General features: G+C 39.8%; 17 protein-coding genes and 1 pseudogene. 8 read left to right on the top strand and 10 right to left on the bottom strand.

What is annotated here, in order from left to right; translation table 11 throughout:
* Window positions 1–2: 2 nt before the first annotated feature.
* A complete protein-coding gene (locus tag ACOKFD_RS04750; protein WP_422860196.1) occupies window positions 3–422 on the top strand; it encodes a YrhA family protein in 420 nt (139 codons plus the stop codon).
* 168 nt (window positions 423–590) lie between these two features.
* On the opposite strand, the gene ACOKFD_RS04745 is transcribed toward ACOKFD_RS04750, so the two are convergent.
* The gene (locus ACOKFD_RS04745) at window positions 591–740 is read right to left on the bottom strand and encodes a hypothetical protein (RefSeq protein ID WP_422860195.1); all 150 of its coding nucleotides are present in this window, start codon (window positions 738–740) and stop codon (window positions 591–593) included.
* Between the two features lie 261 nt (window positions 741–1001).
* Between ACOKFD_RS04745 and ACOKFD_RS04740 the strand changes: the two genes are divergently transcribed.
* The 4 genes from ACOKFD_RS04740 to ACOKFD_RS04725 all read left to right on the top strand — a co-directional run bounded on the left by ACOKFD_RS04740 (window position 1002) and on the right by ACOKFD_RS04725 (window position 11832).
* A complete protein-coding gene (locus tag ACOKFD_RS04740; protein ID WP_422860194.1) occupies window positions 1002–5885 on the top strand; it encodes a hypothetical protein in 4884 nt (1627 codons plus the stop codon).
* A 3-nt stretch (window positions 5886–5888) separates the two neighbouring features.
* On the top strand, window positions 5889–7976 hold the full coding sequence (locus ACOKFD_RS04735) for a fibronectin type III domain-containing protein (RefSeq protein ID WP_422860193.1): 2088 nt from the start codon (window positions 5889–5891) through the stop codon (window positions 7974–7976).
* Window positions 7977–7982: 6 nt separating this feature from the next.
* Window positions 7983–11279, top strand: a complete 3297-nt coding sequence (locus ACOKFD_RS04730) for a T9SS type A sorting domain-containing protein (RefSeq protein ID WP_422860192.1) — start codon at window positions 7983–7985, stop codon at window positions 11277–11279.
* A gap of 82 nt (window positions 11280–11361) precedes the next feature.
* Complete coding sequence (locus ACOKFD_RS04725; protein ID WP_422860191.1) at window positions 11362–11832, top strand: DUF6495 family protein; 471 nt, start codon at window positions 11362–11364, stop codon at window positions 11830–11832.
* A 46-nt stretch (window positions 11833–11878) separates the two neighbouring features.
* Here ACOKFD_RS04725 and ACOKFD_RS04720 read toward each other — a convergent pair whose 3' ends face one another.
* Window positions 11879–12097: a hypothetical protein gene (locus tag ACOKFD_RS04720; RefSeq protein WP_422860190.1), complete on the bottom strand. Its 219-nt coding sequence runs from the start codon at window positions 12095–12097 to the stop codon at window positions 11879–11881.
* Between the two features lie 140 nt (window positions 12098–12237).
* Between ACOKFD_RS04720 and hisS the strand changes: the two genes are divergently transcribed.
* Window positions 12238–13614 carry a histidine--tRNA ligase gene (hisS, locus tag ACOKFD_RS04715; protein WP_422860189.1) on the top strand — a complete coding sequence of 459 codons (1377 nt, stop codon included), beginning with the start codon at window positions 12238–12240 and terminating at the stop codon, window positions 13612–13614.
* Here hisS and ACOKFD_RS04710 read toward each other — a convergent pair.
* Both ACOKFD_RS04710 and ACOKFD_RS04705 read right to left on the bottom strand, forming a co-directional pair.
* Window positions 13609–14148, bottom strand: a complete 540-nt coding sequence (locus ACOKFD_RS04710) for an NUDIX hydrolase (RefSeq protein WP_422860188.1) — start codon at window positions 14146–14148, stop codon at window positions 13609–13611. The genes hisS and ACOKFD_RS04710 overlap by 6 nt on opposite strands.
* A 92-nt stretch (window positions 14149–14240) precedes the next feature.
* Window positions 14241–15329 carry a M42 family metallopeptidase gene (locus ACOKFD_RS04705; RefSeq protein WP_422860187.1) on the bottom strand — a complete coding sequence of 363 codons (1089 nt, stop codon included), beginning with the start codon at window positions 15327–15329 and terminating at the stop codon, window positions 14241–14243.
* A 102-nt stretch (window positions 15330–15431) separates the two neighbouring features.
* Here ACOKFD_RS04705 and ACOKFD_RS04700 point away from each other — a divergent pair, with 102 nt between their 5' ends.
* Window positions 15432–16115, top strand: coding sequence for a DUF4294 domain-containing protein (locus ACOKFD_RS04700; protein WP_422860186.1), 684 nt, complete (start codon window positions 15432–15434; stop codon window positions 16113–16115).
* A 3-nt stretch (window positions 16116–16118) separates the two neighbouring features.
* Here ACOKFD_RS04700 and ACOKFD_RS04695 read toward each other — a convergent pair whose 3' ends face one another.
* Window positions 16119–16352, bottom strand: coding sequence for a DUF6095 family protein (locus ACOKFD_RS04695; protein WP_298999138.1), 234 nt, complete (start codon window positions 16350–16352; stop codon window positions 16119–16121).
* 56 nt (window positions 16353–16408) lie between these two features.
* Here ACOKFD_RS04695 and ACOKFD_RS04690 point away from each other — a divergent pair, with 56 nt between their 5' ends.
* The gene (locus ACOKFD_RS04690) at window positions 16409–17731 is read left to right on the top strand and encodes a GntP family permease (RefSeq protein WP_422860185.1); all 1323 of its coding nucleotides are present in this window, start codon (window positions 16409–16411) and stop codon (window positions 17729–17731) included.
* Window positions 17732–17747: 16 nt separating this feature from the next.
* Here the strand turns inward: ACOKFD_RS04690 and ACOKFD_RS04685 are convergent.
* The 5 genes and pseudogenes from ACOKFD_RS04685 to ACOKFD_RS04665 all read right to left on the bottom strand — a co-directional run bounded on the left by ACOKFD_RS04685 (window position 17748) and on the right by ACOKFD_RS04665 (window position 24755).
* Window positions 17748–20196 (bottom strand): annotated as a pseudogene (locus tag ACOKFD_RS04685) (TonB-dependent receptor).
* Window position 20197: 1 nt separating this feature from the next.
* Window positions 20198–21010, bottom strand: a complete 813-nt coding sequence (locus ACOKFD_RS04680; protein ID WP_298999135.1) for a DUF4249 family protein — start codon at window positions 21008–21010, stop codon at window positions 20198–20200.
* A 90-nt stretch (window positions 21011–21100) separates the two neighbouring features.
* Entirely contained in the window at window positions 21101–23323 is a 2223-nt protein-coding gene (locus ACOKFD_RS04675; protein WP_422860184.1) for an NADP-dependent isocitrate dehydrogenase, read from the bottom strand.
* A 647-nt stretch (window positions 23324–23970) separates the two neighbouring features.
* A complete protein-coding gene (rplS, locus tag ACOKFD_RS04670; RefSeq protein WP_298999133.1) occupies window positions 23971–24321 on the bottom strand; it encodes a 50S ribosomal protein L19 in 351 nt (116 codons plus the stop codon).
* Window positions 24322–24425: 104 nt separating this feature from the next.
* Window positions 24426–24755 carry a hypothetical protein gene (locus tag ACOKFD_RS04665; RefSeq protein ID WP_298999132.1) on the bottom strand — a complete coding sequence of 110 codons (330 nt, stop codon included), beginning with the start codon at window positions 24753–24755 and terminating at the stop codon, window positions 24426–24428.
* Between the last annotated feature and the right edge of the window lies 1 nt (window position 24756).

Below are 24756 nucleotides of genomic sequence, written 5' to 3'. Positions count from 1 at the left end.
ACATGAAACAAGAGATTTTAGAATTAATCCATGACAATACCTATTATGATTACTCAACTAATGTGGCTTCAGAGGATGAGATTAATAACTTGGTGGAAAAGAGTAAAATGGAATTAGACCCTGAGTATTTAAATTTTCTCAAAAAAATCAACGGATTTGAGTTAAATGGGACGAATTTTTACGGTACAAAGGAGCAAGAAAATATTTATGTTTTGGATGTTCTTAAACAGAATAGTTTTTGGACAGAAGAAATACCAGACCTTAAGAAGTATTTCATATTGGGAGACGGTGATATGGATTTTTACTGTCAATCTTTAGATGGAAGCCAGTATTTTATACTAAATAAGGGAGGGTTGGAAAAGTGTGGAAAGTTTGATTCTTTCAACGCTCTTTTAGAAAATATAATCGAAACTATTATTTAGGATTTTAAAGGCTTCACATCTTTTGTGGGGCTTTTGTTTTCTAAAACACCCTGCAAGTTCATTCGGTCAATGGAAGAATTGAGTAATACGAAAACGTGTTCTTTTGCTCTAATCACAGGTATTCAGTTCAACAAAAGGTCAATCGACATAGTTTAGAACATTTTCACCTTATCCCAATCTGGCCCCAGTTCCAAAATGCCCACGGTCTGGAAAGCAATGGCAACCTAAACCAATACGTTCTGGCCCATCAGCTGGGCAAGAACCTTGTGTTTGTGCTGTGGTATTGGTGAGTTGACTTCGGTATTGCAAATTGGACAACTACTGAAAAGTTTGGGGAACTTGACGAAGTGCAGTAGAGGTTTCCTGTTAATTTTTGTTGCCATGAGGATTAACTAATTTATCCTGTAGATATCTTCTTTATTCCCAATCCGTCAATTCAAAAAGGCCATTCATAAATTCCTTGGGTTGTTTTTTTACTGTAATCCATTTATTACACAAGTTATTCCATATTGCTTCCCAATATCATAGCAAACATGAGTGGCAATGGAATGATTTTTTGGAAAAAACCAATAACCACAAGTGAGAGACCTACTACAATCAAAAACCTTTCAAACAACGTTTTTTTGTCTGTTCTTTTTTTTAGGAGCAGCTTCCATGCATGCCAACATCCATGGCAGGGATAGCCTTGCACTAAAAGATTCGATTCATGAAAAAGCGATAGAGGTAAATTCTAATGACGATGTTCAACATCTTCTCAGAAAATGGGAGCAGCATAAAGAAAACAAGGAAAGTCAACAAAAATCAAACACATCTAAACTGTTCAGAACCTTTCCCGAGTTGGACGAACAGCCTCCATCGTTCCACTATAATTTTACGGACAATCTTGCGGAGTTTACGGAAGACTATGTTCGACAACAGTTTCAGAAAAGCATAGAGACCAGCAAGACCTTAGCCAAAGCTGGAAATGTATTTGATATTATAGAAAGAGAACAACGGTTTATCAACATAATGACTGGAAACGAGGAGGTCGAACTACCGGTAGGCATAAGGCATGAGTTTTCTAGAGATTCTACGAATCAAGAACTATCCAGCAATTCAGCGATTACCCTGGCGATAACTCAGATGGAATATCATAAAGATTACACCGAAGTAAATCTTTTTGCCCGTTTGGAACTTCCAGAACTCAATGTCGATTTGATGTTTGGCGCCAATCAGGTGAGGATATCACGTCAGGGAGGTATATATGAGGAAGCTCGGCTATCACTCTTGTCCAATGTGCCAGTAGGTTTGAGCGGTGGACAATGGTTGGTGACCTTTTTAGGGGGTATGGATGAACAGGGCAGCGCGGATGAATCTACCTACGTAACCATAGACTGCGAAGGAAAAATCAAGGAACTGGGAATAGCTGCAGATGTGCGCATTGCAAAAACAGTGGCCATACCCTTAAACCCAGATGGTACAGCCAAATATCCCAATAAAACAGCGCCAGGTACTGGTGAAAAGGTAGTTAACAACGACAGTTATGTAGGAGCCAATTTTAGTATGCAGACTTCAGGTATAAATGATTTGCTCATAGAGTTGGAGTTACCCTATTTTGAGTTAAGGGCCCTGCCCAAATGGGGTTTCAATATAACTAACGCAGTCTTGGACTTAAGTGATACGAAGAATGCATCAAGTGTCCAATTTCCAGATTTCTACACAACAAATCAACTATTGGTGCCCGGTAATGAAAATCTTTGGCGCGGGTTTTATGCGGATGCCGTTTCCATTACACTGCCACCAGAATTTAAAAAAAGGAATTCTTCGGAACGCCTTACCATAGGAGCAGAGCGTTTGTTCATTGACAATTTTGGGGTTTCTGGTGATTTTTATGCCACAAACGTGATAGGTCTGGATGAAGGAGATGCCAACAAATGGCAGTTTTCGTTGGATTCCATCGGTGTCGACTTAAAGGTCAACCGATTTATAAAAGCGGGATTTAATGGTGAGATAGTACTCCCCGTAAGCGACGGAGACACATCGGGCGGTAGATTGGGTTACCGTGGGTTGATTACCGCTGACCAATATTACTCCGTAACGGTTGATGTGGTTGAGGATGTTAATTTTAATATTTTTAGGTCCAAGGCCAAGCTCTTCAGGGAATCTTATATAAAACTTGAAGTTGAAAACGACCGTTTTTATCCAGAAGCGAATCTTACCGGAATCATGTCGTTCAATAGTGAGCAAAAAACCTCATTGAACCAAACTTCTGGTACGGATTTAGCCCCAGGCGAAGGGATTCAATCTTTGGAATTTGACGGTTTGTCGTTTCAGGATTTTAAAATCCAGACCCGCAAACGACCTTATCTTTCTATTGGGTATGCGGGCTATAGAGATTCCATAAGAGCGCCTAAATTAGCAGGTTTTGAACTTGGGTTTTATGATGTGTCCATAAAAACTATGGCACAGAATGAGGCTGTATTGACCTTTAATAGTTACATCAATCTTGATAAAACAGGAATAAAAGGAGATGTTGGTCTTGGTGTAATTGGGGAGCTTCATGATGGTGACTATCTAAAATGGCGTTTCAAGGAAATAGAGGTAAGTTCTGTTCAGGTCGATGTTAAACGCAAAGGCTTTGAATTTTTTGGAGAACTGAACTTCTTTAAGGACAATCCCATCTATGGCAAAGGCTTTTCAGGGGAACTGAACCTGTATTCCGAGAGTATCGGTATTGAAGTAGGTGCAAAAGGAATATTCGGAAATACAGATGGATATCGTTATTGGCTGGTGGATGCCCATGGCAGGCCAACACGTTCCGACAATCCCAATTTTACCATTTATGATATAGGGGGTGGGGTATACCATCACATGCGAAAGGCTGGTATTGATGAACGAGCAGATACCATGTCAGGAATATACTATGCGCCTGACGAAAGTATATCCTTGGGTTTTAAGGCCTTGGCGGCCTTCGAGGTAAAGAGAGGTGCCGCTTTCACGGGATTGGTAGCATTGGAAATGAGTTTCAATTCTCAGGCTCATGGTGGTGGAATAAGCCGTCTTGGCTTTTATGGTGCCGCTGCCTTGATTCAAGGAGGCGGAAGATCAAGAGATCCTTTTGGTAGTGTGGATGATATGCAACAGACCGTTTCTGATAGTGAACAGGCGCTGGGCAATTTCCATGAACTTTCCATTGATAAGGAAGGTATAAAGTTTTTCGCTGAAGAGGTATTTCCCAGTATCCTAACTGGGAATGAGCTTTTCGCTGCTCAAGTGGCCATAGATTTTGACTTTACCAATCGTACCTATTGGGGTATGTGCGATGTGTTTTTGAATGCAGGCCCCATTAAAGGTGCCGGGGAAAAGAACCGTCTGGGATATTTGGAGTTTTATAACGCGCCTGAAGACTGGTACATTTATGTAGGAACGCCTACTAAACGTTTTGGATTGCAGGGCATACCCATAGGTCCGCTTACGGCCAGAATAGATATGTATTTTATGACCGGAACTATTCTTCCTGATCCGGCAAAACCTCCACATGTGGTGATTGATATTCTGAATTTGAGTGAAGATGACCTTTCGTTTAACAGAAACTTTAACCAAGAACTTGCTGAGGGAGCAGGATATGCTTTTGGTGCTTCCTTTGAGGTAGGAAAAGAAATTGATTGGGGCATAATTTACGCCAGTATTAGGGCGGGTGTGGGTTTTGATTTAATGATGCGCGACTTTGGTGATGCGCACTGTCGTGGAAAATTGGGACCATTGGGCATGGATGGATGGTATGCTACCGGACAGCTCTATGCCTATCTTCAAGGGGAAATTGGAGCACAGATTAGATTGTTTGGTATTCGAAAACGTGTCCGTATTCTAAAAGCGGGACTAGCGGTATTGGCACAGGCTCAGTTACCCAACCCTTGGTATATGAAAGGCTACGCAGGAGTGGATGTTAGGGTTTTGGGAGTGGTTCGCATACGTACCCGCCTAAAAGTTGTAATCGGAGAGGAATGTGAGATTGTTGGCAAAACAGGTCTACAGGATATTGTAATGATTTCTGATATTTCCCCAAGGGATGGATTTGAGGATGTGGATGTTTTTGAGGCAATCCAAGTGGCTTTCAATGCCCCGGTCGGAAGTATCATGCAAATTGAGGACGAAACGGGCAGACAGAGTTATCGCATGAATTTGAAGGAGTTGATTGTGAAATCCGAAGGCAACTCCATAGCAGGGGAAATCGAGTTCAATGAAACCAATGATGTTGCGACTTTTAAGTCATTTGAAATACTACCACCAGAACAGGAAATTCAAGTGACGGTAAAAGTATCTTTCGAAAGACGGTCAGGCGGCAGTTGGGTTTCTGTTACGGACAATGGAAAACCAGTTTTTGAAGAAAAAGAAGTCAGATTCATTACTGGAGATGCTCCCCGTAAAATTCCATATCACAATATCCAATATATGTATCCTGTTGTGGATCAGAAATACATGCTGCCACGCGAGAGCACTACAGGTTATGTACAGCTCAATTCTGGACAGGCCTATTTATTTGGAAATGGTTATCAAGATGAACTGTATTTTTTGGACGAAGCAGGGAATAAAATCAAGGCCAATTTTCAGTATTTGGCCTCTCAAAAAAAATTGGAGTTTTCAATTCCTGACCTAAAGAATGGGACTGCCTATACCTATGCCTTGATCACCTTAAATCCCAGTGATGTGGATGAAAGTCTGGTAATGGCTGCGACCCAGTTCAATGAAATAGCGGAGGATTTAGAAATCTCCACAAACACCATTGTTGGCAGTGCAGAAAGTGGAGCGTTTATCTCCCGATTGGATTTTTCCTTTACCACAAGCCGTCATGATACTTTTAAGCAAAAGATGAAATCAATGCGCGTTAGCAATACTATTACGTATTTGGATAGATATCAAGATTCTGAGGCGATAGCCAATGTTGGGCGAATGTCGTTGATTATGGAAGAATATGAACCCTTCAGTATTATAGAGCTTGTGGGCAGTGCCTTTACACAAGACAAACCACTGATTCAATTTAGTGGTATACTGAACGATCAATACTATAAAAAAGATATTTATCCATTGGTATATAAAGAATACCCCTTGGACGGTAATCTAAGAGTACCAAGGGATGTATCAATTTTGGGGGTGCCTCCTAAAAAATCAATCCAGCTTAGCTCTAATTATATAAACTACATATCCACTGGAATTGAAAACAATTTCATCAAAACCTATTTTCCATATCGCTGGCACCTACCAATCACTTTTTATAGAGATTTTAAAGATTTACAATATCTAATAGTTAATCGTCATATGGGAAACGGCATCATCAATCAAGCAAAATTTGAGAACTACTCTTACATAATCTTAGGAAGGTTTCCATTTTTAAGAAAGGAAAACTATCGGGTGCGTTTTAGCTATGTATTACCGAACAAGAATTCTGGAAACACGGAGGTTATAACCTATAGAAATTCCCTTTAAAAAATGGATTTAAGAAAGACATGCAATCTTCTGTTTTTTCTACTCTTTGTGTTGTTTTGCCAATCGCAACAGGATACCGTCGATTCCGTACAAAGTCCTAAACTTTTTGTCAAGGGGTTTGCAAAAAGGGATGCTGTTTATGTGCGTTGGGGTGTTAATGACCAATGGGCTTGGAAGTATGGTAATGAATACGGCTATCTGGTGGAGCGTGCAACGATATTCAGGGATGGACGCCCCTTGGAAAAATCGGAAAAAGTGATATTGACTGGAGGTCCAATCAAACCAAAACCATTATCGCTATGGGAGTCTTTGATTCAGAACAATGATATGGCCGCCGTAGCCGCGCAGGCCATTTATGGGGAAAGTTTTAGTGTAAACGATGAAAGCGAGAATCTCTTCATGAAAGTGGTCAACGAGAGTAGTGAACTGGAACAGCGCTTTGGTTTTTCCATGTTTGCTGTCGATCAGGATTTTATAGCTGCGCAGTATGCAGGATTGGGGTATGTGGATCGAGATGTAAAGCCAAATGAACGCTATCTCTATAATGTACAATTGGCAGCTCCTCAGGAGCTTATGCAATTGGATGAAGCAGGAGTACTAATGGCTCCAACCCAGCAACCTGTTTTGCCAAAACCTTATGACTTTGCAGGATATTTCTATAACAACGCTTTTGTCTTGATTTGGGAATACGATGGACTTTTGGATTTTTACACAGCATATGATTTGGAAAAATCAGAAGATGGGAAAAACTTTCGCAAAGTAAATGACGCACCCATTACCAAATTGGCCATTACCAATTCGTCAGGAATCTCATATACGGACAGTATACCCGAATACAACAAAAAATACTGGTATCGGATTCGAGGAAAAAGTCTTTTTGATATGATGAGCCCCCCGTCAGATACCATTTCGGTAATCGCATTTAAGGAACTATTGGCTGCACCACAGTTTGGGACGAATACAATTGTGTCCGATAAGCAAGTGGAGCTGCGATGGGATTTCCCAACAGACGAGGCATGGAAACTAGTAGATTTTGATATTTTACGTGCATCCAAAGCCATAGGACCCTACGAAATTGTAGGTATGGAATTGGGAAAAGGGGAAAGGGAGTTTTCCTACCAAGGTTTGGACCGCATAAATTACTTTAAAGTACGCGCCAACGGTATTGCAGGGGATTATCAGGATTCATCACCAACCATGGTGCAGCCTGTGGATTCCATACCGCCGGATAAACCGTTGGGACTTGCAGGAACGGTGGATACACTGGGTGTGGTGCGTTTATCTTGGGAACCCAATACGGAATTGGACTTAAAGGGCTATACAGTGCTAAGGGCCAATCGAAAAAATCAGGAATTTACCCGGCTGACCAAAGAAGAGTTACGGGAAACCACCTTTCAAGATACGATTAACGTAAAAACTTTTGCAAGTAAGGTTTACTATCGCATTATTGCTACAGACCTGCGTTATAATGAGTCTATACCCTCGGACACTTTGGTCTTGGAACGACCCAATATGATTCCGCCAACCAGTCCCGTTTTTAAAGCATATGAAATTATTGGGGATAGTATACAACTGCATTGGATTCCAAGCTCATCAGAGAACCTTGCTAAACAAGTGGTTTACAGAAAACGTGTCGATGCTAGTATGGAAACCTCATGGGAAAACGTTTTTGAAACCGACGATATTTCTACTATTACTTTTAAAGATGACAGTCTGGAACCCAATACTACCTATCGCTATACATTGACAACAACGAATCAAACCGGATTGGAAAGCCCCCCATCTTCGCCACTTTCCATCACTACCCCAAAACAACTATTACAGCCTAAAATAAAAGGATTGTATGTAGAGGCGAACAGGGAAAACAAATACATTCAATTAAGCTGGCGCTACAATGAACCAGATGTATTTGAAATACAAATATTCAGAAAGGAAGAAGAAACTTTTTTACGCTATGCAACCTTGCCTCCTGAATCAAAAACATTTAAGGATAAAAGAGTCATTCTTAATACCAAGTATCGTTATGGTATTCATGCTGTTTTTAAAAATGGAGAGCTAAGCGAGTGGGTAGAAGTTCCAATAATTTATTAATAATTGATGATGAAAAAGGTTTATTTGATTCCTCTTTTGGTAATTTTTTTTGGATTGACGAAGATCTACAGCCAGTTTAAGTATAAGATTCGCTATAAGGTAACGGTTAATGAATACAACGGTGAGGCAGGTGGAAATTTCGGACAAACTTTTGGTAATCATAGTATTTTTGGAACTGGAATATTTAACGAGGGAGTATATACGGATGATTATATTTATGAATCTATTTCAGAAGTTACTTCATATAAAAGTCCATCTTTAAAGGAGCCGACAGAGCAAGATGATGGATGTTCTTCCAATTATAACGGCAATTACAATGGTTTAGTAAACGGGAAATTAAATGAAGAATGGGATTGTGCTAGTAATGCAAGTGGAAAGTTTTTTGTGAATTTAATAAGGCCATTGGCAGAAAGAAATCCGAATCTCACTCAGATAAAAAGGTGTGAAGCGACACCTATAAATGTTTCGATATCCGATATGACTTACTCACTAACTTATTTCAACACAAATACTGAGCAGTTTGAATTTTTACTTCCCTATGCCGTAAATCCTTCAAATCCCGAAATAAACCCTTCAGAAATACCCAATATTAATATTGAAGATTACAATAACCTACAAATTCAGGTACGTTATACCGATGATCCAAATGACGTTGCAAACTTCTCAGATGTATTGATTTTAGATTTAATAAAATGTGCTCCCAAGTTAGATGTGGCTATTATACCAAATCCGCTAACAATTCAACCTACTTGTTTCGGAGACGAGAATGGGGGAGTGACTGCGGTTTTCGACCGTACTTTGAATGAAGGTGAATGGATGCAATTAATATTTGAGCAGGGAGGCGACCCAATACAAAACTCAGGGTTATTATACAATTCGGATTTTGAAGATAAATCTGTTACATTCATTGGAAATACTTTACCTGCCGGGAATTACAACATGATATGGCAAGTAGGTATCGATAATGATGTTATTCCAGGCGGTTCGGTTCCAATAACTATTTTAGAGCCACAATCAATCACTTTCAATTTAAACAAAACCGATCCGACCTGCACCGCAACTTCAGATGGAGAAATCACGGTAGACAATCTTTCAGGTGGGAACGGTGGATATTCCTTTGATTGGAAAAGAAATAGTGAATCTTTCGACCTTCCCGAAGGCTCTACAAATATTCATTTAGTCAACCTGCCAGATGGTAACTATTCCCTGTTGGTAACCGATGTTTTGGGATGTGAATCCGAAGTTCAGGAAGTAGAGTTAGTGGCTTTGGCTGAAAGTCCTCAATTGGACTCCTATCTGATTTTTCAACCCGGAGAACCTCCAAGTTGTCTCGCTACAGGGAGTATAGTATTGGAACAAGTATCCGGGGGGGATGGTAATTATGCATACAATTGGACAAAAGATGGTGAGGTTTTTTTACCTAACAATCCAACCAATCTGCAGGATCTCGAACCTGGGGACTATGGTCTTATCGTTATTGATGGTGGTGGTCAAGGTTGTCCTTCAGAAGAATATGGATTCACCATAAATGAATTGGACCCATTGGAGGTTTCCATCGCCGAAAGCGTATCAATAACCTGTAAGGGTGATATGGGTATTCTTGAGGCAAACCCTATTGGAGGTACCAATTGTGGATATGAGTACATATGGTCTACGGGGGAGACTACAAAATCAATCGAGGTTGTGCAGGGTAGTTATTTCGTCTCGGTTACAGACAATGCTGACAACATGGAAATAACTTTTTATGAATTCGAATATACAAACCCATTGCTAACGGTAGAGGCAATACAGAATAATAGTAGCTGTAAAGGCGAGGATTTTGGGAGCATACAATTGGACATATCCGGTGGTACAGGTGGTCCTTATGAGGTGAGCTGGTTGGATAGTCCCGTGACCGATTCTTTTAGGGAAAACCTCTCTATTGGGGAGTATATTTACTTTGTATCTGATGGGGAATGTCAGGTTAGCAACGAAGATAGCCCTATAGTTTTGACGGAACCAGAAACTGGAATAGAAGTCATTGAAATTTCCAAGACCAACATTAGTGTTAATGGAGCCGACGATGGAATGCTTACCATTGATGTCCAAAATGGGGTTCCGCCTTTCTCTTATGAATGGACCAAAGATGAAGACCTTTTTGTTATCTCTCAGGAATCTACAGACAATCAACTAGTAGGCTTAGGGGAAGGTAGCTACCAAGTAGTGGTAATCGATGCCAATGGTTGCTCTGCTTCTCTCGAACAACCTGTTATTATTTTTGAGCCCGAACCCTTGGAGATTGTGGAATTTATTCCAGAAAACATATACTGTAAAGGGGAAGCTTCCGGTTCCATAACTGCAAATGTTACTGGAATACCACCATTCAGCTATATTTGGGAAAAGGAGGGACAAGTTAATTTCTTGGTTCCTAATACATCTACTATTACAGGGTTAACTCCCGGTACATATACCTTGAGACTTACTGATGATTCCAACGTATCAGAAGTGGTTAGTTCCGTTGTTTTAACTGAACCTTCCGAAGTGCTTGGAGGAAATTTGGTACCATTCCCAACAGAATGCTTTATTGGTGAGGAAGGGACAATCAATGTCAACGCGCATGGAGGAACACCTCCCTATGTCTATTCCATTGATGGAGGGTTAAATTTTCAGGGTAGTGATACATTTACTAATCTTCAAGCGGATAACTACCAAGTTTTAATTGTAGATGATAATGGATGTGAACTGTTTATTGATACCACGGTAGGGTCACCCGACCAAATTAAAGCAGAATTCGCAATGACCAGTCAGGCTTTTATGGATGAAAATATTATTGCTGTAGACCTTAGTTATCCGTTTCCAGATACGGTTGAGTGGTCGGTTCCTGAAAGTGCCATTATCACAGAACAAAACAACGACAAACTTGGTTTAATGTTCACAGCGCCCGGGGAATATGAAATCGGCGTAACGGTTTATCGAGACAATTGTTGGTCTTCATTAACGAAAAAAATCTTGGTTTTGGAAAACAGTTTAACGGACACTGCAAGTGAAAACGAAGGGATTTCTAGAGAAGGGATTAAGCGTTTTATTGTATATCCAAACCCAACCACTGGTCAGTTTTATGTAGATGTAGGTCTTTTGGAAATTGCAAATGCTAGCATCAAGGTCTTTGGGTTTGCGAATAATAACCTCATACTTCAAGAATTGGTGGGAGGTAAACAAGACTACAGCGTTGCAATGAATATTGAAGGCCTCCCTTCTGGAATTTATGTGGTAGTCCTTGAGACATCTATGGGCAATTCACTTCGTAAATTAATAATGAGGTGATACGATGTCCAAATTATACTTAAATATAGGCCACACAATAGTGCGGCCTTTTTTACTTTTGCAAAATCAAAAAAAGGATTTGATGAAATATGCACGTTTGACGCAGCAGCAATTGGAGGAACTTCATCCTGAGTTTATAAATTTTTTGGCTACCCAGTCCATTACGGCAGAAGAGTGGACCCATCTAAAAGAAGAAAAACCAGAAGTGGCTGAGGAAGAATTGGATGTGTTCAGCGACCTGATTTGGGAAGGTGTTTTGGCCAAGGTGGAATACTTGGAAAACATTTCAGAACAGCACATGCACCTGTTCCACTTAACTGAAAAAGAGATGAAACTCTTCTCAGTTAAAGTATTAAATCCAGAAATCGATTTGAGGACTCAGGAAGGCTTCGGTTGGTTTAAGCGCAACTTTCAATCAGATTTTGTTGAATACTTGACAGCTTCCAAAGCTTATTCCAGCGATAGAAACCAAGATAAGTTCGGTATCATACAACAAGGTGCGGTTATCACCAAAGGAGAGTTGTACCAGTGGTTTGAAAGGATTATGGAATAGAGGTTTGATACCCTCAGAAGATATCCTCTATTTTCATGACTAAAGGTTATTTTTTTGGTTCCCAGTCTCTGCAGTCAAACTTGTCAACCTTACCGTCATTATTCAAGTCTTCACTTTCTATATCAGCCAAACCGTTTCCATTTAAATCCCAACAGTAGGTGCCTTGTAAATTAGTAAATTCGTCCGCTTCACTTTCTTGCTTAGAACAGGATGTAAGTAATATGATAATGGTTAAAGTATAGAAGAAAAATTGTTTTAAATTCATTTTTTGTAAGATTTAGGATATTATTGGTTTTCAAAAGTATTCTAGTGAGAATCATAATATGGATAGGGATTGATAGACACCTGTTTTCAATTGATGAATGCATAACATCAATATGTATATTTGCACGAGATTTATAAAATATGCCACAAAAACCATCCATTCCTAAGGGAACGCGCGATTTTTCTCCAGCCGAAGTAGCGAAGCGAAATCATATCATTTCTGTTGTCAAAAAGCACTTTGAACGTTTTGGATTTCAGCCTATTGAAACGCCTTCTTTGGAGAATTCGGAAACGCTACTCGGAAAGTACGGAGAGGAAGGGGACCGTCTCATATTTAAAATCTTGAATTCTGGAGATTTTATTTCAAAGGTGGATGATGTTACGTATAGTTCCAAGAATTCCAATTCTTTGGCTCCCAAGATTACCGAAAAAGCTTTGCGTTATGACCTTACCGTTCCTTTTGCACGTTATGTGGTCATTCACCAAAATGAAATCGATTTTCCTTTTAAGCGTTATCAAATACAACCGGTTTGGCGGGCAGATAGACCCCAGAAGGGACGTTTCAGGGAGTTCTATCAATGTGATGCGGATGTGGTTGGGGCAAATTCTTTATTACAGGAAGTAGAATTGATTCAATTGTATGATGCCGTTTTTACGGACTTAAGATTGGAGGGAACAACTATAAAAATCAATAATAGAAAAATATTGTATGGTATTGCTGAGGTTATCGGTGCACAAAATCGTCTAGTTGATTTTACGATAGCCTTGGATAAACTGGATAAAATAGGGGAGCAGGCCGTAAAAGCTGAAATGATAAAAAAGGGAATTTCTGAAAGTGCCATTGCTAAAGCCACCCCATTGTTTGGGATGGTTGGAACCAATGAGGAAAAACTAGAGATTTTGAAAGGCCTATTGTCGGAATCTGAACTAGGAACAGAAGGTGTGGAAGAGGTTAAAACCATCCTGACCTATGTTGAAGGATTAGGACTGACAAGTGCTTCTTTGCAGTTAGATGTAACCTTAGCACGTGGATTGAACTATTATACCGGTGCCATCTTTGAAGTTGCAGCTCCAGCAACGGTTAAAATGGGCTCCATTGGAGGAGGAGGGCGTTATGATGACCTTACGGGCATTTTTGGGCTTAAAGATGTGAGTGGAGTAGGTATATCATTTGGGTTGGACCGTATTTACTTGGTGCTCGAAGAACTGGGGCTGTTTCCGGAATCTTTGGAAACATCCTTGGATATCCTTTGTCTTAACTTTGGTGAAAAAGAAGGTGCTGCAGCACTAAAACTGGTCAGCGCTTTAAGAAGTTTTGGTTTACGAGCAGATTTATATCCTTCGGCGGCTAAGGTTCAGAAACAGTTTAAATATGCAGATAAGCGCAAGGTTCCCTATGTAATTTTATTGGGCGAAAAAGAATTGAATGCGGGTCAGTTTATTGTAAAGGATATGACTACAGGAAATCAAGAATCCTACACTTTGGATAATCCAGAGGAATTCTTTAAAACCTTATAAACGGGATTCAATTTCTGTAATTACCTTTTCGTATCTCTGGTTTAGATTTGGAACGAGGTCAGGATGCTTTTTTTCTACCCACTGTTTAAACCTTTCCAAAGGAAACCATTCCAATGCTTCAACCTCTGAATCCTGTTTTTGTAATGGGGTATAACGGGATAAATGACATAAAAAGGTATAGTTAAATTCCCTATCCAGGAAGTCCTTGGCATGTAGATGTTCGGTTTTGAACACACCTATTTTTTTCAGTTGGTCTTCAACAATGGCAATACCAATTTCCTCACGTACTTCTCTAATGGCAGCTACCTCGAGGGTTTCACCTGCGGAAACATGTCCTGCCACTGAGATATCCCACATCAACGGAAAATTTATTTTGTTTTTTCCGCGTTGTTGAAGTAAAACAAATCCTTTTTCATCATAACACCACACATGAACCGTGGAGTGATAAAGTCCCAGTCGGTGTGCTTCGGATTTTAAAAGGGATTGTCCGGTGAGATTTCCTTCGGTATCCAAGATATCGACCAGTTCATCCATAATTTGATTTTAATTTGTCATTTCGAAGAAGCAAAGCGACTGAGAAATCTTTTTAGAGTTAGATTTCTCGCTCTGCTCGAAATGACCAGGTATCAATCAAAATAACTAAAAGTCTCCCCTGATTTTATGGTCAACAAAGTTTCGTAGATCAAGCGAATTACATTTTCCACATCATCTCTATGGACCGTCTCAACCGTAGTGTGCATATAGCGTAATGGAAGAGAAATTAGGGCAGATGCCACACCACCATTGCTGTAAGCAAAGGCATCGGTGTCGGTTCCAGTATATCTTGACGATGCTTGCCTTTGAAATGGAATTTCCTTGGCTTGGGCTGTTTCTATAATGCGTTCACGAAGTTTTTGCTGTACCGCCGGAGCATACGAAATTACAGGGCCCTTACCCATAGAGCAATCTCCCTGTACCTTCTTTTCAATCATTGGGGTAGTGGTATCGTGGGTAACATCAGTAACAATGGCCACGTTGGGCTTAATGGTCTGGGTTATCATTTCGGCACCTCTAAGACCTATTTCCTCTTGAACCGAGTTGGTGATGTAAAGTCCAAAAGGTAACTCTACCTTATTTTCATGGAGCAGTCGAGCCACTTCGGCAATCATAAAACCGCCTGCACGATTATCCAATGCACGGCAAACAAATTTGTCCTTGTTGAGTACATGAAATTCATCAGGATAAGTGATTACACACCCTACGTGAACCCCCATTTTTTCAACTTCTTCCTTGTCTTTTGCTCCAATATCAATGAAGATATTGTCCAACTTAGGTGCTTCTTCTTTTCCAGCCTTTCTCGTGTGTATGGCCGGCCATCCAAATACGCCTTTTACAACTCCATTTTTAGTGTGGATATTTACCCACTTTGAGGGTGCAATTTGGTGATCGCTACCACCATTCCGAATAACATAAAGCAAACCATTGTCGGTAATGTAATTCACATACCAAGATATTTCATCAGAATGTCCTTCTATGACCACTTTGTAATCGGCCTCGGGGTTAATTACCGCCACTGCCGTACCATAGGTATCGGTAATAAATTCATCTACATAAGGCTTCAGGTAATCCATCCAGATTTTCTGACCCTCCCATTCATAACCAGTGGGTGAAGCGTTGTTCAGATATTTTTCAAAAAATTCTAAAGATTGGTCGGTAATGATTTTTGATTTTGACATGTACATGGATTAGAAAACAAACTTAACAATATTCACTTTTATTTAATAGCCCATTTTTGGCTTTATCCTTAATTTTAACCCAACATTTGTTAAAGAATTTTAATGCTGAAGTACCAAATCGCTGCTATTATATCCCTTTTGGTGTGTTCTGTGTTTTCACAGGAAATATCGAAAGACTCGGTTGCTGATTATTATGTCCGATTTGAAGGGGACTCTATTTTGCGCAGTTCCATTGAGCTTGATGAGGTATTTATTTTCAGCAAACTGGAATTTGCCGACAGAAGGGAAAAACTTCGTTATTACATTTTAAGGCGAAAGACTCTAAAGGTTTATCCTTACGCCAAATTGGCTGCGGAACGATTGGTAGAGCTCAATGATAGTTTGGATAAAATCAAACGCAAAAGACATAGAAAGCGCTATACCAAAAAAGTCCAGAAGTATATTGAAGGAGAGTTTTCTGAAGAGCTTAAAAAACTTACCAGGACAGAGGGACAAATACTGGTTAAGTTGATTTACAGGCAGACAGGAAAAACAGCGTTCAACTTGGTAAAGGAACTACGAAGTGGTTGGCGTGCATTTTGGTATAACACCACAGCCAAAGCTTTCAAAATAAGTATCAAAGAAGAGTTTCATCCCGAATACATCCACGAAGACTACCTCATTGAGGATATTTTGCAGCGCGCGTTTGCTGCAGATAAATTGGAAAGGCAAAAATCGGTTTTGGATTATGATTATGCCCTTCTCAGCAATAAATGGAAGAACGCGCCCTCCCCAAAAAAGAAGTAATTTTTATTCTCCTGATTTCTTACCAAAAAGTGCATCCATAAAAATCTTCATGGAATAAAAGCCCAAGGAGATTGCAGTAATGGCCAAAATGATTCCAATGACTAAAACCGGGATATACGCCGGATGGTCCTCGTTCTTAAAGGCTTGATAAATAGTAAAAGGGGCTAGGAACATTACACCTGCCGTATACCCTAAAAATTTAATGCCCTTGACCAAAAGTTTCTTATCCGTTCGCATAAAGACTAAAGTAATTATATTGCTTTATATTTAATAGCCTTTCACAAAAAACAAACATGATTTTTCCTATTCTGGCCGGTGCAATTCTTTTTATTATCCTAGCTACGGTCCGTTTTAAAATGCATCCGGTATTGTCTTTAACAATAGCTGCTGTGGCTGCTGGACTTTTTCTAGGAATGTCTCCGGCTGATGTTATTAAAAGTATGGGAGAAGGTTTAGGGAAGACATTGTCAGGTATAGCCTTGGTTATAGCTTTTGGAAGTATTATCGGCATTTATCTTGAAAAAACAGGGGCTACTCAGATTTTAGCACAAACGATTTTAAAATTGGTGGGTGATAAAAAGTCACCCATGGCCATTAACCTTGCTGGTTTTGTGGTGTCCATTCCCGTTTTTTGCGATTCAGGTTTCATTATACTTTCAAGATTGAACAAAGCACTGAGCCAAAAAAGTGGCGTTCCCGTTTTGGTCTTTGCCATTGCCTTATCCACGGGTTTGTACGCCGCCCATGTTTTTGTTCCACCAACACCGGGGCCTTTAGCTGCTGCGGCTATTTTGGAAGCTGACCTTGGTTTGGTTCTGTTGATGGGGTTGGGAGTTGCCATTCCGGTCTCGCTAACTGGATACTTGTGGGCCACCTTTTCTGGGAAATCCTTAAAGCAATCCGAAGTTGAGAACAACAAAGTTGTCGAAGAACTTGTAGAAGAGCTGCCTTTGAGTGCTTTTCAAGCTTTTTTACCCCTTTTGGTGCCTATACTGTTGATTGCGATGAAATCTATTGTTAACCATCCAAGCTATCCTTTGGGAGAAGCATACCTGTTTTCTTTTCTAGATTTTATCGGAAACCCCATACTAGCTCTTTTGATAGGCGTTTTTTTTGCTTTTGGATTGGCCAGAAAAGTTCCAGCAGCTAAAAAAACGAATTGGGTCCCTGAAGCTTTAAAACAAGCAGGTTCCATTGTGCTTATAACCGGTGCTGGTGGAGCTTTTGGGGCTGTACTTCGGACAGTTGATATTACCGAAGTCTTCAACCTAAGTTCCATTTCCGGTTGGGGAAGCCTTCTTATTGTTTTTGCTATAGCTGCTACCTTAAAAACGGCTCAGGGTTCCTCCACTGTGTCGATAATTACTACCTCGGCCATAGTAGCTCCTTTGTTGACAAGTTTTGGATTGGTCTCTGAAACGGATAAAGCACTTGTGGTATTGGCCATAGGTGCAGGTGCCATGACGGTTTCACATATTAATGATAGTTACTTTTGGGTGGTGTCGCAATTTTCCAATATGGAAGTGAAGGCCGCACTAAAGGGACATAGTTTGGCTACTTTATTTCAAGGTTTGGTCGCGATAAGCCTGATACTTCTGCTTTGGATGTTTATGTAGTGATATACCCTTAAGGTTAGAACTTGAAGTTATAGGTTACAGAGGGAATTATTCCAAAAATGGAAGTTCTTAGGGCTTCATTTCTTCCAGTATCCTCATTTTCCCTAAAGTTAATTGAGGCGGCGTTCATGCGATTATACAAGTTATAAATACTGAAAACCCATTCAGATTGAATCTTTTTTCTTTTGTTTCTTTTGGGAGTAAGCGTAGCAGAAACATCTAAACGATGAAAATCAGGCAGACGTTCTTGGTTACGAAGCCCAAAGAAAGGAACAGTCAGCCCTCGAAACTCAAACTGACCTTCTGGAAAATTTGTGGGCTGGCCTGTTTGGTAGACAAAATTAGCGTTGAAATTCCACTTTTCATTTAAATCATAACTAGCAAAAAGTGCTATGTCATGGGTTTTGTCAAAAGGTGTATTGTACCACTCGCCAAAATTGATGCCCGTTTCTACCACTGGTTGCCCATTTTGGTCCAAAACACCGGTTCTGCCTGGCGTTCTTTGCTCAGACTTAGATAGGGTGTAGGCTAACCAACCCTTAAATGCTCCTTCATTTTTTCGCAAAAGTAATTCAAGACCGTAGGCCCTTGCTTCTCCATTTAAAATAACTTGCTCAATAGCATCATTGGCAATTAGGTCGGCTCCATCTATATAGTCAATTCTATTTTGGATGTCCTTATAAAACCCTTCCACCTCCAAGGAAAATTCGCCATCATTTATATTTCGAAAGTACCCAACGGCATATTGGTCCAACAACTGGGGTTCTACGAAAGGACCACTTGGAGTCCATACGTCCAATGGAGTGGGGGAGTTGGTATTGGAGAGAAGATGGAGGTATTGGGCCAAACGTGTGTAGCTCGCTTTAATAGAGCTCTTACCTTGAAAATTATAAGCTAAAGATACTCGAGGCTCTAAATTTGTGAAGCGTTCCAAACTGCCACCTCTGCCAGGGTCAAATGGTATCGGTAGGTATGGCCTCTCTATATATTTGAAATGTGGAATCGAATACAACTGGATTGTTGTTGTCATATACCAGAAGCTCGTCTTGTCCCAAACGATTGAAATGGCTTACTCTAAGTCCATAGTTTAAGCTCAACTGTTCACTCACTTTATGCTCCACACTTATATAAGCTGCAGCCTCGTTAGCGTATTTTTTTGTGAGTTGGTCTTCAACGATTCCAGAATCCTCTCTATTGGGTTTTATCTTTCCTGGATTGAAAACATAGTATATATTGTTAAGGCCATAATCCAAGGTGAACTTATCATTGAGATAGTGTTTAAAGTCATATTTTAGGTTAAAGTTTTGAATACCTGAATCCCATTCAAAACCCACAAAATCAAGCTCTAAACCATAAAAATAATCCGAATAGATTACCGATAGATTGGAAAACAATTTGTCTGAAAAGAGATGATTCCAACGAAAATTACCCACAGCATTCCCGTAGACATTAACAAAGCTATCGTTAATACTAAACAAGTCCCTACCAAAGTAACCTGACAGGAAAATACTGTTCCGTTCATTGATTCTATGATTTATCTTGGTGTTCAAATCGTAGAAATATGCCCTGTTGTTGATATCGAATAGAGGCAGGAACAAATGGGCATACGAAGCTCTACCTCCAACCAAAAAGGCAGTCCGGTCTTTATCGATAGGGCCTTCAATAAGTAATCTACTTGCTACGGCCCCAATTCCCCCACTTACTTTGAGCTCTTTGCTATTTCCCTCTTTCTGAAAAATATCCAGCACTGAAGATACACGTCCTCCATATCTTGCCGGAATTCCACCTTTAAATAGTTTTACGTCTTTTATAGCATCCGGATTGAAGACGGAGAAAAATCCAAACAGATGTGAGGAGTTGAAAACAATTGCCTCATCTAAAAGGATAAGGTTTTGGTCTGCCGCACCACCTCTTACATTAAACCCAGAAGCGGCTTCTCCTGCATTTGAGACCCCAGGCAAAAGAATCAAAGATTTTATAACATCTGCCTCGCCCAGAACTACCGGAATCTGTTTTATGGTTTGAGAGGATAGGCTGTTTACACTTATTTGAGGCTTTTTGATATCCAGTTTTTCAACATCTTCCGTGACCACAACTTCATCCAGTTGGGACATTTCTTCCACCAAACGAAAATCCATTTTAATGTCTTCGGTAAGTGAAATACGTTCCCTAACATCTTCAAAACCAAGATAACTGATCACAAAATCATATTCACCTTGTGGTAAGGTTATGGAATAAAAACCATACTCATTGGTGGTAACCCCTGTTTTCAATTCTGGGAAGACCAGCGTCACCCCGATAAGGGTCTCATTGCTCGAAGCTTCGGAAATAGTTCCGCTAAGCGTATACTTTTCTTGTGCAGATAGAAAACACAGTGAGAAAAAAACTAAAACGAACCATAGCTTCTTGGAGAACAGAAGGCTATCTAAGAAGGTATTTTTTTGTAAAAATTGGGATAAAGTCATTCTATTCCGTTACGGTAATAAATCTTGCGTCAAACTCACTTATGGCAAAGTAGCCGAACGGAAAATTGTCGCTGTTAGTAGTATTGAGGATGTTTCCTTTTATGGTGGCAGGTGGTACGGCAAAAGGCCCTCCTCCATCTTCATCTGATTGGGTCAAGACCAATTCGGTATAAGAAGCAAATTCCTTATCAATACCAAATAAGGTAATGGGTAATAAATCTCCAGGTTCAACATCTTCATAGAAATAAGAGAAGGTAATCTCGCTGTCTTGGAAAAACTCGTCATCAATTACCAGAAAATTATCAAATCCAAAGGAAAAAAGATAATTGTTTCGCTCACCTGGAATATCAGTAAATGTTATGATTACTTCCGTTTCCTCCTCTTCGTCAAAGAGAAAGCCATCACCTTGAACCACATTGTCAATAACGGGAGACGGATTTAGTCTTTCAACAGCGGTATAGGTTTCCCCATTGTATAGAATGGTCAAGGTATAGTCTCTATTAAATTGCAACTGGGGAAATCCTGTGGAGAAAACACCTGGCTCACTCTCGCTAAGTGGAAAGACCTCACCTGTTTGCCCATCGGTTATGGTAACCGAAGCATTTTCCGCCGGGGGGACTTCATCATCAAAAAATGGAGCTGTTAAAGTAAGTTTGACCTCTCCAACTGTGACCGGGTCACCATTGCTTGCGTTAAAACCTATAAGTGCATCTACTACCAATCTAGGTTCAGAAGTAGGCAAATCGACATCAATTACATCCTCGCAGGAAAAAAAGAGTAGTGCGGTCGCAATAAAGAGCGAGACTTTGCGCATTAAACGTGCAATTTTTTGAAAGTCTAAAATAGACAATCATATTTGGAAAAAACATGGTTTAACAGTTTCTTAATCCTTAAGGCTTGAATCTTAGGATAAGGATTCCAAAATGCGGTTGAATGTGGCGCTGGGCCGCATCGCTTTTGACGCCAATTCCGGTTCTGGCAAATAATATCCACCAATGTCCATTGCGGAACCTTGAGAATCAATAAGTTCTTTGTCAATGATATCCTGTTCAGATGCAAGTTGATCAAACACTTTGCTGAAAATTTGCTTCAATTCTTGGTCTTTATCCTGATTTGCCAATTCTTCTGCCCAATATAGGCAAAGGTAAAAATGACTACCCCGGGTATCCCGTTCATTCACTTTTCGGGAAGGCGATTTATCGTTTTCGAGAAATTTTTCCGTTGCATTGTCCAAAGTTTCTGAAAGAATCAAAGCTTTCTTATTCTCATTCTTTTCGGCATAATGTTCAAGGGATACTCCCAAAGCTAAGAACTCGCCAAGGGAATCCCATCTTAAATGGCCTTCTTCCAAAAACTGCTCTACATGTTTGGGCGCAGAACCTCCCGCACCGGTTTCAAACAAACCTCCACCATTCATTAAGGGTACTATGGACAGCATTTTGGCACTGGTCCCAACTTCAAGGATTGGGAATAGGTCTGTCAAATAATCCCGGAGCACATTTCCAGAAACAGAAATGGTGTCTTTTCCATCCTTTATTCGGGCTAAGGTGAACTTGGTCGCCTCAACTGGGGAAAGAATATGAATATCTAACCCTTCGGTATCATGCTCCTTTAGATAGGTGTTTACCTTTTCTATAAGCTGGGAGTCATGTGCCCTTTCTTGATCCAACCAAAAAACCGCTGGTGTTTGTGTCGCACGAGCTCTACCAACTGCTAGCTTTACCCAATCTTTAATGGGAGCATCCTTTACTTGGCACATTCTCCAAATATCACCTTCATCAACACCATGCTCTAAAAGGATTTCGTCTGTAGTGCTGCTTACTACGCGTACTTTTCCTGAGGATGGGATTTCAAAGGTTTTATCATGCGAACCATATTCCTCTGCCTTTTGCGCCATTAGGCCCACGTTGGGAACCGTTCCCATAGTGGTTGGGTCAAATGCTCCGTTCTCTTTACAAAAATCAATAGTGGCCTGATAAATTCCAGAATAGCTACTGTCGGGAATAATAGCCTTAGTGTCTTGGAGTTTTCCGTTTTTGTCCCACATTTTTCCAGAATTTCTAATCATTGCAGGCATGGAAGCGTCTATGATTACATCGCTGGGTACGTGTAGGTTGGTGATTCCCTTATCTGAATTTACCATAGCCAAATCCGGCCCATTCCCAATGGCGTCCGAGATGGACTTTTCTATCTCCTTACGTTCATTTTCAGGTAATTCCTGTAGTTTTTCAAAAAGTGTTTCCAAACCGTTATTTGGATTTACACCCAGAGTTTTGAACGTGTCTGCATGTTTTGAAAATACTTCGGAAAAGTAGGTTTCTAAGGCGTGTCCAAAAATAATAGGGTCAGATACCTTCATCATAGTGGCCTTGAAGTGAAGAGAAAGTAGCAAATTGTTCTTTTTGGCATCTTCAATCTCTGTGTTAAGAAAATTCACCAAAGCGTTTTTGCTCATCACCGTGGCATCTATTATTTCACCTTTTTGAAGGGATACCTTTTCTTTAAGAACCGTCGTTTCTCCTTTATCATCTACCAACTCAATTCTGATATCTTTAGCTTCCTGAAGAGTCAAAGACTTTTCATTGTTTTTGAAGTCTCCATGTGTCATTGTTGCTACATGGGTCTTAGAATCTGCAGCCCATGCACCCATGGAATGCGGGTTCTTTTTTGCGTAGTTTTTTACGGCTTTTGGAGCCCTTCTATCTGAATTTCCTTCACGTAGCACAGGGTTTACTGCGCTACCCTTTATTTTATCGTATCTGGATTTTATTTCCTTTTCTTGGTCATTTTTCGGATTATCGGGATAATCCGGGAGGGAAAACCCCTTGCTTTGCAGTTCCTCTATGGCTTCTTTAAGTTGTGGAATGGAAGCACTTATGTTTGGGAGTTTAATGATGTTGGCTTCTGGTGTTTTGGCCAATTCACCAAGGACCACTAAATCATCTGTAATTCTTTGGTCTTCTTTCAAAAAATCAGGAAAAACAGCTAAAATTCTGCCAGCCAGTGAAATATCTTTGGTCTCTATGGCAATATCGGCTGTTTGTGTGAATGCTTTTACAATGGGTAGGAAGGATAAGGTAGCCAAAGCGGGAGCTTCGTCTGTTTTGGTGTAAAAAATATTGGCCATATAGGTGAAATTATTTAAGGCTGCAAATATACAATGTTATGGCTATTTTATGGCTATTGAGTACGGAGTGGGAGTTAAAATAACTCTAATAAACTAGCGTAGGTATATAAAAAACAAAAGCCATATCTATGTAGAACATTGATATGGCTTTCTGAAAAGGGCCATTAGACTTTAAATTTACGTTTCCGCAAATTTGCAACCATTGATTGCATCCTTTGCCCCCTTTGACGTTTACTCAACACTAAATGCCTTTAATTTTTCAACTAAACAACATCTAAAGAGTTTTTTTGTTGCTCCTAGATTCTATCAAGGAGGAAAATGCATTCCTTCTGCACATAAAACCTATTTATTTTCTCTTTGCAACCAGCCGAAGCCTATCACAATTCGAAATTCTTTTTGAGATCAGTAGTGTTACTAATTTAAAAGAGAAACAACAAATTTTAAAGAACGTCAAACTTTAAAAGAAATAAGAATTTGATTAGCTCTCCTTCATATTTCTTAGACTAAATTATTATAATACTTGAAAAATCCAAATTTTATAACCGTTTAAAAATCAACAATATATGAACTATGGTTATCAACAATTGTTCATAAAAAAAGGGCACCCTTTAGAGTGCCCTTTACAATTAGATAATATGAAGGATGTTCTATCCTCTAATTTCTTTAATACGTGCTTTTTTACCGGTCAATCCTCTGAAATAGAAAATTCTAGAGCGACGTACTTTTCCTCTCTTGTTCAATTCGATTCGCTGAAGGGCTGGCATATTGATGGGGAAAATACGTTCCACACCAACGGTTCCTGACATTTTTCTAATGGTAAATGTCTCAGTAGCACCAGTACCTCTTCTTTGTATCACAACTCCTTTAAAGAACTGTGTACGGGTTTTTTCACCTTCCTTGATTTCGTAATAAACGGTGATGGTATCACCGGATGAGAAGTTTGGAAACTCCTTTTTTTGGATAAATTCGTCTTCAATAAATTTTACTAAAGATTCCATGGGTCTTTTTTTGTGATTTAACAAAGCCAACTTTCACGCCTTTCGTCAGAGGTTGAATTTGCGTGTGCAAAAGTACCATTTTCTTAGGAATACCCAAGTTAAAATCAAATGTTTTTGGAATCGTTCTCCTTTTTTGTGTATTGGATTATGAAAAGTAAGAGTCCCACAGCGAAAAGAATATGTGGAATTTGATTAACAATACTGAAGATAGCATTGAATTTGACCAAATCTTCAGCACCCTGTCGTGCTACTAAAGTACTGCCAAAAAGTGAAAATCCATAAAAAGCCACTGAAAGTAGACTGCCCACAAACATAAGACCGGTAGCCACGCTTCTTTTTTTAAATAGTAATATCCCCGTTGCAACAATGATTACAAGTTGAAAAATGGTACTTATTACACCACTGGTCAGGTATAGTATTTCATAGTCTTTCATG

Origin of the sequence: Flagellimonas ulvae, assembly GCF_049333175.1 — a bacterium.
In the GTDB taxonomy this organism is placed as follows: Bacteria; Bacteroidota; Bacteroidia; order Flavobacteriales; family Flavobacteriaceae; genus Flagellimonas.
This window is presented reverse-complemented; position numbering and strand designations above follow the sequence as displayed.